Genomic DNA, 7,386 nt, shown 5'->3' with positions numbered 1-7,386 from the left:
GCGTGCCTGGCCGCCATCACCGCTCCTCGAGGGCGCCCATGGCCGCCAGGATCTCGTCGGCGGTGGGGTGGGCGAGCTCGCGGACGACCCGGCCGTCGGCGAGCAGCAGGACGCGGTCGGCGTAGGTGGCGGCGCGCGGGTCGTGGGTGACGATCACGACGGTCTGACCGAAGTCGTCTGCGGCGCTGCGCAGGATGGCCAGGACCTCGGCCGAGGAGGTGGAGTCGAGGTTGCCGGTGGGCTCGTCACCGAACAGGATGTCCGGGCGGCCGACCAGGGCGCGGGCGCACGCCACGCGCTGCTGCTGGCCGCCGGACAGTTCGGACGGCCGGTGCGAGAGCCGGTCGGCGATCCCCAGCCGGCCGATCACCTCGTCGAACCAGGGCCGGTCGATACTGTGGCCGGCGATGTCCTGGGGCAGGGTGATGTTCTCCTCGGCCGTCAGGGTCGGGACGAGGTTGAAGGACTGGAAGACGAATCCGATGCGGTCGCGTCGCAGCGCCGTCAGTTCCTTGTCCGCCAGCCCCACGATCTCGGTATCCCCGATCCGCACCGACCCGGAGGTCGGCCGGTCCAGTCCCGCCATGCAGTGCATGAGGGTCGACTTGCCCGAGCCGGAGGGGCCCATGATCGCCGTGAACCGTCCGCGTTCGAAGGTCGCGCTGACGTGGTCGAGTGCACGGACCTCGGTCTCGCCCTCCCCGTAGGTCATGACGAGGTCGGTGGCGACGGCGGCCGCGGAGTGCGGCTCGCCGTCGTGTTGGTGGGTCTCGGCCTGGGTGGTCATGTGCTCCCTCGGATCATGGTGGTCGATCTAAAGCTTGCAGGAATTCGGAGCGGAAGCCGATGGGGGATTGCCCGGGTGTCCACCCTGATCCTGCTCACGGGTCCAGGCGTCGAGGGTCCGCCGGGTGGCGAACTCGCGATTCTCACCGGAGACGGGGTCGGTGAAGGCGATCGACTCGGCCAGCAACTGCAGTGGTGTCGAGAAGTCGCCGGGGGCAACGTCGAGCACACGGGGGTAGAGGTCGTCGCCGAGTATCGGGGTCCCGAGTGCGTTCATGTGCACGCGCAGCTGGTGGGTGCGGCCGGTGGTGGGTTCGAGCCGGTAGAGCCCGATCCGCCCGGCCCCGTCCCCCCGGGTGCCCAGGAGGGTGATGCGGGTGTGGGCGTCGGGCTCGCCGTCGACCTCGGCCGCCTGCAGGACGCCGCGGGTCTTGACGATCCGGCTGGACCGCTGCCGTTCGGCGGGAACCCCGTCGGGGGCGGTCGCGACCGCCAGGTAGGTCTTGGTGACCCGGCGGGCGGCGAAGAGTTCCTGGTAGGCGCCGCGGTGCGCGGGATCGACGGTGAAGACCAGGACGCCGGCGGTGAGCCGGTCGAGGCGGTGGGCGGGCGCGAGGTCGTCCACCGCGAGATCGCGCCGGAGCCGGACGAGTGCGGTCTCGGTGACGTGCCCCGCGCGGGGGGTCGTGGCGAGGTAGTGGGGTTTGTCGACGACGACGAGGCGGTCGTCCGCGTGCAGGACCTCGACCTCAAACGGGACCGGGATCTCGGGCTCCGGCGTCCGGTACATCCACACGTCCATCCCCCGGTGCCGCCGGGTGGCGGCAGTGACCGGTGCCCCGTCGGCGGTGACGACCTGCCCCGCCTCGAGGGCCACGGTGAGCTCGGCGAGCCGGTCGGGGAAGCGTCGGCGCAACTCCTCGGGGATGCTGCGGGGCCCCTGTCCGGGGTCGGCCAGCCGGATCCGGACCGGGTCGACACCGTTCCGCAGCGGGAGGGGCCGCCCACGGCGTCTCGAGCTGGACATGTCCACGAGCCTAGTCGGTGGGCTACACTCACTCGAGCACCATCTGTCCCTCGCACCACTCTGAACACTCGGGAGCGCCCATGATCGACGTCGTCGTCGACTTCTTCCTCTTCGGCCCGGGCCGCGTCGTCCTCCCGGCGTTCCAGGGGAGTTTCAACATGGCCTACCCGGCCAACGCCCCGTTTCCGGACCAGCTCTAGACGGCCCACTCCCAAACCGCGATCCGGTGTCGTATCCCGGCGGTAGGGTCGGGGTCATGGCTTCCCTCGAGAACACCGTCGTCGTCGGCGTCGACGGCTCTGCCGCCTCCACCGGTGCGGTCGCGTACGCCGCCAACACCGCCGCCACCCGCCGCATCCCGCTGCTCCTCGTGACCAGCTACACGATGCCGGCCGCGATGTTCGCCGAGGGGATGATCCCTCCGCAGCCCGTCTACGACGAGCTGGAGCGGGAGTGCACGCCCATCATCGAGAAGGCCCGCGAGACCGCGGCCAAGGTGGCGCCCGGCATCGAGTTGTCGCACGCGGTCGTCGAGGGCAACCCCGCGCAGGTGCTCATCGACTACTCGCGCAAGGCCAAGCTCATCGTCCTGGGTTCCCGCGGCCTGGGCGGGATCAAGGGCATGGTGCTCGGCTCGGTGTCGGCGGCGGTGGCCAGCCACGCGTTCTGCCCGGTCGTGGTGACCCGGGAGGACACGGACGACCTGAACCGCAGCGGCCCGGTCGTCGTGGGGATCGACGGCTCCGAGGTCAGCGCCAAGGCCACCGAGTGGGCGTTCGCCGAGGCCTCCGCGCGGTCCGCCCCCCTCGTCGCCGTGCACACCTGGATGGATCCGCAGGTGCAGGCCGCGGCGGCCGGCATCTCCCTCACCGAGGATGACTGGAAGGAACTCGAGGAGCAGCAGCTCCAGACGCTGTCGGAGCGGCTGGCGGGATTCTCGGACCGGTACCCCGATGTCGAGGTGCAGCGGTTCGTCACGCGCGATCGCGCGGTCCAGGCACTCGTCGAGCAGGCCGAGAACGCCCAGCTCGTCGTCGTCGGCTCCCACGGGCGGGGCGGGTTCACGGGCATGGTCCTCGGCTCCACCTCCCGCGCGCTCCTGCAGGCGGCCCCGTGCCCGGTGATGGTCGTCCGTCCGGAATCGCACTCATGAGCTGCGAGGACAACGTTCAGGTTCGGCGTGACACCGCCGCCGGGCGATTCGAGATCCTCGTGGACGATGTGGTGGCGGGTTTCGCCGACTATTCCGACGGCACGGACGGCGTCCGGGAGTTCCCCCACACGGTGGTCGCGTCCGAATTCGGTGGGCGCGGTCTCGCCGGGACGCTGGTCGGTGAGGCGCTGCAGGTGACCCGGGAGGAGGGACTGCGGGTGCGCCCGTCGTGTTCGTTCGTCGCGGGATACATCCAAAAGCACCCCGAGGCCGCGGAGATCGCCTGAGGCCGCGGGCGGGTGGCCCGGCGGACACGGACCGGTAACGAGTGAGCGACGTTTAACGCCACACGGCGTGCGACCGGAAGCATTCGTGTCTGTGTCGTGTTCTCCTGAGAGAGCGGCCCGTCCCGGGCCGAGTACGACTCTCGGGAAAGGACAACCACAATGTTGTGGAGCATCATCTCCTGGATCATCGTCGGTGGCCTCGCTGGCTGGATCGCCTCCATGATCATGGGCAAGAACGCACAGATGGGCCTCGTCGCCAACGTTCTCGCCGGCGTGATCGGCGCCTTCATCGTCGGCCTCCTCGTCTCCCTCGTCACCGGTGGCGGTGGCATGCCGGAGGCATTCTCCATCTGGGGCTTCGTCGCCGCGATCATCGGCGCGATCCTGGTCATCTTCATCGTCTCTGCCATCAAGGGTCGCGGACGCACCAGGGTCTGACCCGGGCGCGAGACGCCAGAGACACCGCATCATCCGGACGGCCCGGCCCCGACAAGGGCCGGGGCGTTCGTGTACACCATCCCGAGTAGAAGGAGTCCGACATGGGACTGTTCGACAAGGCCAAGGACCTCGCCCGCAAGAACCCGGGCAAGGTGGAGTCCGCGCTTCAGAAGGCGGGCGACGCGTTCGACAAGCGCACCGGCGGCAAGCACGCCCAGCACGTCGACACCGCCCAGCAGAAGGCCGGCGAGTTCCTCACCGGACGCACCGCGGACACGCCCGAGGTCCCGGACGCCCCGGACGGCACGCCGACGCCGAACCCGGACTCGTCGCAGCACAGCCGCCCGCCGGCCGACGGCCAGCCGCCGGCCTGACCATCATCGACCGCACCGTCAGGCGATGGGGCCGGTGTCCGCCGCGCGCGGCACCGGCCCCGTGGTGTCGGCGGTCACTGCCGATAGTGTGTACCCCGTGACGAGCACACGGTCGACCAAGCCCGGGCCGCGGGAGCGGCTCCTGGCGACGGCGACCCGTCTGTTCTCCACCGACGGGATCCGTGCGGTCGGGATCGACCGGATCCTGCGGGAGGCCGGGGTGGCCAAGGCCAGCCTGTACAACACCTATGGGTCGAAGGACGAGCTCGTCGTGGCCTATCTGCGGTCGGTCGCCGAACGGGACCGTGACCTGTGGCGGCGTCGCGCCGACCTCGCCCCGGATGCCCGGGGCCGCATCCTGGCACTGTTCGACATCGTCCGCGAGCAGGTCGAGCCCGCCATGCCCGGGTCCTGCCACCTCGCGGCGGCGATCGAGTTCCCCAGCCCGGCGACGGACGGCGAGCGCGCGATCCGCGCCGCCGTGGCCGATCAGCGGCAGTGGGTCGCCGAGACCCTGCGCTCCGAGCTCGCCGGCATGGGCCTCGAGGACCCGGACAACATCACCGACCTGGCCGACCGGTTGGCGCTCCTCCACGACGGCTCGGTGACCGCCGCCATGCTCGGCGAAGTCCGGACCACCGCGATGACCGCCCGCTCCATGGCCGAGCTCATCCTGGGGATGGTCACCGACCCGACCTGATCCCCTGCACGTGATCCCTACTGCGCGGCGGGTCAGCCCGCCACCCGCGGGGCGGTGACGTCAGCGATCCGCTGGGCCGTCGTCGGGTCGTCCTGCGTGGACTGCACGGCCAGCACCCGGGCGTCGCGGGACAGGACCACCAGCGCACCGCCCAGGCCCACCGTACGGCCGCCGCTCCAGCCTCCGTCCGCCTGCGAGGGTTCGGCCTCGTCGGAGGGCGCCGACTCCTCCACCAGCTCCGCCGCCCGCTCCGGGGACGCGACCGAATACACGGTGGTCGTGAGCTGCACCTCGCCGCTCGAGTCGTAGAAGAAGCAGGCCGCGGGCTCCACGCCGTCGTCGATCCGCACGTCGGTGACCGGCTGGCCGCTGAGTCGTGCGACCTCGTCGGCGGACAGGTACGGGCACTCGGCATCGGCGACCGGTTCGACGGGCGGCAGTTCCGGCTCGGTCGTCTCGGGAGGGGCGGTCCGGATGGTGCCCATCTCCGGGGCCGGCTCGGAGCCGCCGCACCCGGCGAGGGCACCGAGCAGGACCGCGGACACCGCGACGAGGGCTGGGGAGGCGGGTTTGCGCATACCGCCAGGATAGATGCCGGGTCGGTCAGTACTGTTGACCGTGGCGGTGCGGCTGACCGCCGACACGGCGACGGCACCGGGAGGTGGCAGATGAGCGACTCCACGAGCATCGCTGCGGGCGCCGACCGCGCGGAGGACCGCCGCCGCGACCTGCGCGGTGCGATCTCCGCCGCCGCGGTCGATCTGGTCATCGAGCGGGGACTCGACGCGGTGACGGTCGACGAGATCGCCAGAGCCGCCAACGTGTCGCGGCGGACGTTCTTCAACTACTTCCCGTCGAAGGCCGCCGCCTGCATCCCCGACACTCCCCCCGCCGGTCGTGACGCGGTGAGGGAGTTCCTCACCGACCGCAGCGTGTCCACCATGACCGCCCTCTCACGGCTCATGTGGCACCAGGTGTCCAACGCACGGCGGCAGAGCCGGGCCTTCGACCGATTCCACGACATGTGGCGCCGGGAGGCGAGCGTCCGGACCCAGGTCTACGAGATCCTGGCGGGCAACGAGAAGGAGCTGGCGTCCCTGGTGGCGCGCCGGGAGGGGCGGGAACCGGACTCGGTGGAGGCCGCGACGGTGGCGGCCGCGTCGATCGCGATCCTCCGCATCGCCGTGGAACGGTGGCGCACCGACGAGCCCGGATCCCTGCTCGAATACCGCATCCGGGAATCGTTCGATGCCATCCGGGGCTCGGTGACCGAGCCGACCGACGTCGCCAGAGGCCCGGCTGCCCCCGACGGCGCCGTGCCCGGTTAGAAAGCCCCGCCGAGCGTCCGGACCAGGCGGTCGCCCATGCGTTCGTAGGCGCGCGCCTCGCGGCCCGCGGCACCGGGAAGCACCGAGAAGGTGCGCGGCCGCCACACCGTCCGGACGGTGACGGTGACCTCGTCCGTCCCGGGGTGCAGGTCGAGGTGGCAGCGGTGCTCGGCCACCGCGGTGTTGCCCTCGAGGGTGCCGACGACGACGCCCTGCCGGAGCGACTCGTCGATCAGGTCGACCAGTCGGCAGGGTCCACGCATCGGCCCGTCGAGCACGACGAGGTCCGATGCCAGAGGCGGATCCGCCGGGGCCGTCCTGATCCCCGCGCGGGCGTGGGCGGTCAGACTCAGCAGATCGTCCGCGGCCCCGTCGAACAGGGCGACGCCCTCGCCGAGCACGGCGTGGGCGATGACCTCCCTCCACCCCCCGGGAGGTCTCCCGTGTTCGTGCAGGTCCGAACGCCGGTAGCCGAGTGCGGGCCCCGGCAGCGGCTGCGCGTCCCGCCCGCGTCTCGCTTCCACACCCGGCAGTGTCGCCGAGCGAGATGAGCGGGCCGCGCACGCGCGGTGAACGCCGGACGTCGGGGTCATGGCCGTGGGGCCGACCCGTAGGATCGGGCCATGCGATCGCAGCGACCCCGTCCGGCGAGCGGACGCCGTCTCGCCGGAGGCGTCGCCGCTCTGGCGGCCACGGTGGCTGTCGCCGGATGCACTGCCACCGGCCCCGGTTCGGGTGACGCGGGCCCGCCGAGACTCACCCCGAATCCCCGGCACGACGTCGCCGCCGAGATGGTCGAGGGTCGGCCCGCGCCCGAGGAACGACTCAACGCCTGCGAGCTCCTCGACCTGACCACCGAGGAGATCATCGACCTCACCGGTGCCGACATGCCGGAGGTCGCCCCGACCGGTTCCGGCGACCTGGGGCTGCTGTGCACCTACGGCGGCCCGGGGTCACCCGAGAGGTACGAAGCCGGACTGGCGGGCACCAGCACGACCGACGCCGACGCGACGGGCACCGACGCCGCTACCGACGCCGCCGAGGTCCCGGATACGGGATCGGCGGACACGGAAGGTGCGGAGACCACGGCTGCGGGGGCCACGACCGACGCGTCGATGACGACCTCGGCGACCACGGCGACGACCACCCCGCCGGCCTTCGATCCGGACGTCGTCCCCGACACCGTTGCCGCCGGGGTCGTCACGCCCCGCGACGGTGCCCGGGCCGCGCTCGCGGGTCAGGCCACACTGCTGGGCGCCAGGTACGCCTGCTCGGAGATCCGCGGACCGGGTG

At 71.8% G+C, this 7,386-nt stretch carries 11 protein-coding genes; 7 read left to right on the top strand and 4 right to left on the bottom strand.

What is annotated here, in order from left to right; all coding sequences use genetic code 11:
* Positions 1 to 16: 16 nt before the first annotated feature.
* Together G6023_RS11965 and G6023_RS11960 are read right to left on the bottom strand one after the other, a co-directional pair.
* Positions 17 to 787 (bottom strand): ABC transporter ATP-binding protein, encoded by a 771-nt coding sequence (locus tag G6023_RS11965; protein WP_182635655.1) that lies wholly within the window; start codon positions 785 to 787, stop codon positions 17 to 19.
* Positions 788 to 814: 27 nt separating this feature from the next.
* Positions 815 to 1,813 carry a pseudouridine synthase gene (locus G6023_RS11960; RefSeq protein WP_182635654.1) on the bottom strand — a complete coding sequence of 333 codons (999 nt, stop codon included), beginning with the start codon at positions 1,811 to 1,813 and terminating at the stop codon, positions 815 to 817.
* 256 nt (positions 1,814 to 2,069) lie between these two features.
* Here G6023_RS11960 and G6023_RS11955 point away from each other — a divergent pair, with 256 nt between their 5' ends.
* From G6023_RS11955 to G6023_RS11935, 5 genes are all read left to right on the top strand, one after another.
* A complete protein-coding gene (locus tag G6023_RS11955) occupies positions 2,070 to 2,966 on the top strand; it encodes a universal stress protein (protein WP_182635652.1) in 897 nt (298 codons plus the stop codon).
* Positions 2,963 to 3,253 carry a GNAT family N-acetyltransferase gene (locus tag G6023_RS11950; RefSeq protein ID WP_182635650.1) on the top strand — a complete coding sequence of 97 codons (291 nt, stop codon included), beginning with the start codon at positions 2,963 to 2,965 and terminating at the stop codon, positions 3,251 to 3,253. The genes G6023_RS11955 and G6023_RS11950 overlap by 4 nt, the downstream gene beginning before the upstream one ends.
* A 159-nt stretch (positions 3,254 to 3,412) precedes the next feature.
* Complete coding sequence (locus G6023_RS11945; protein WP_182635648.1) at positions 3,413 to 3,691, top strand: GlsB/YeaQ/YmgE family stress response membrane protein; 279 nt, start codon at positions 3,413 to 3,415, stop codon at positions 3,689 to 3,691.
* 101 nt (positions 3,692 to 3,792) lie between these two features.
* Positions 3,793 to 4,065, top strand: coding sequence for an antitoxin (locus G6023_RS11940; RefSeq protein ID WP_182635646.1), 273 nt, complete (start codon positions 3,793 to 3,795; stop codon positions 4,063 to 4,065).
* A 97-nt stretch (positions 4,066 to 4,162) separates the two neighbouring features.
* Positions 4,163 to 4,765: a TetR/AcrR family transcriptional regulator gene (locus tag G6023_RS11935; RefSeq protein ID WP_067717217.1), complete on the top strand. Its 603-nt coding sequence runs from the start codon at positions 4,163 to 4,165 to the stop codon at positions 4,763 to 4,765.
* Positions 4,766 to 4,797: 32 nt separating this feature from the next.
* On the opposite strand, the gene G6023_RS11930 is transcribed toward G6023_RS11935, so the two are convergent.
* The gene (locus tag G6023_RS11930; RefSeq protein WP_182635644.1) at positions 4,798 to 5,343 is read right to left on the bottom strand and encodes a DUF2020 domain-containing protein; all 546 of its coding nucleotides are present in this window, start codon (positions 5,341 to 5,343) and stop codon (positions 4,798 to 4,800) included.
* Between the two features lie 90 nt (positions 5,344 to 5,433).
* Here G6023_RS11930 and G6023_RS11925 point away from each other — a divergent pair, with 90 nt between their 5' ends.
* The gene (locus tag G6023_RS11925; protein ID WP_182635642.1) at positions 5,434 to 6,093 is read left to right on the top strand and encodes a TetR family transcriptional regulator; all 660 of its coding nucleotides are present in this window, start codon (positions 5,434 to 5,436) and stop codon (positions 6,091 to 6,093) included.
* Here the strand turns inward: G6023_RS11925 and G6023_RS11920 are convergent.
* Positions 6,090 to 6,617 carry a DUF1990 family protein gene (locus tag G6023_RS11920; protein WP_167492363.1) on the bottom strand — a complete coding sequence of 176 codons (528 nt, stop codon included), beginning with the start codon at positions 6,615 to 6,617 and terminating at the stop codon, positions 6,090 to 6,092. The genes G6023_RS11925 and G6023_RS11920 overlap by 4 nt on opposite strands.
* A 99-nt stretch (positions 6,618 to 6,716) precedes the next feature.
* Between G6023_RS11920 and G6023_RS11915 the strand changes: the two genes are divergently transcribed.
* The coding region (locus tag G6023_RS11915; RefSeq protein ID WP_182635640.1) for a hypothetical protein at positions 6,717 to 7,386 on the top strand (670 nt) is incomplete at its 3' end.

Source organism: Dietzia sp. DQ11-71, assembly GCF_014144995.1.
GTDB lineage: Bacteria > Actinomycetota > Actinomycetes > Mycobacteriales > Mycobacteriaceae > Dietzia > Dietzia kunjamensis.
This window is presented reverse-complemented; position numbering and strand designations above follow the sequence as displayed.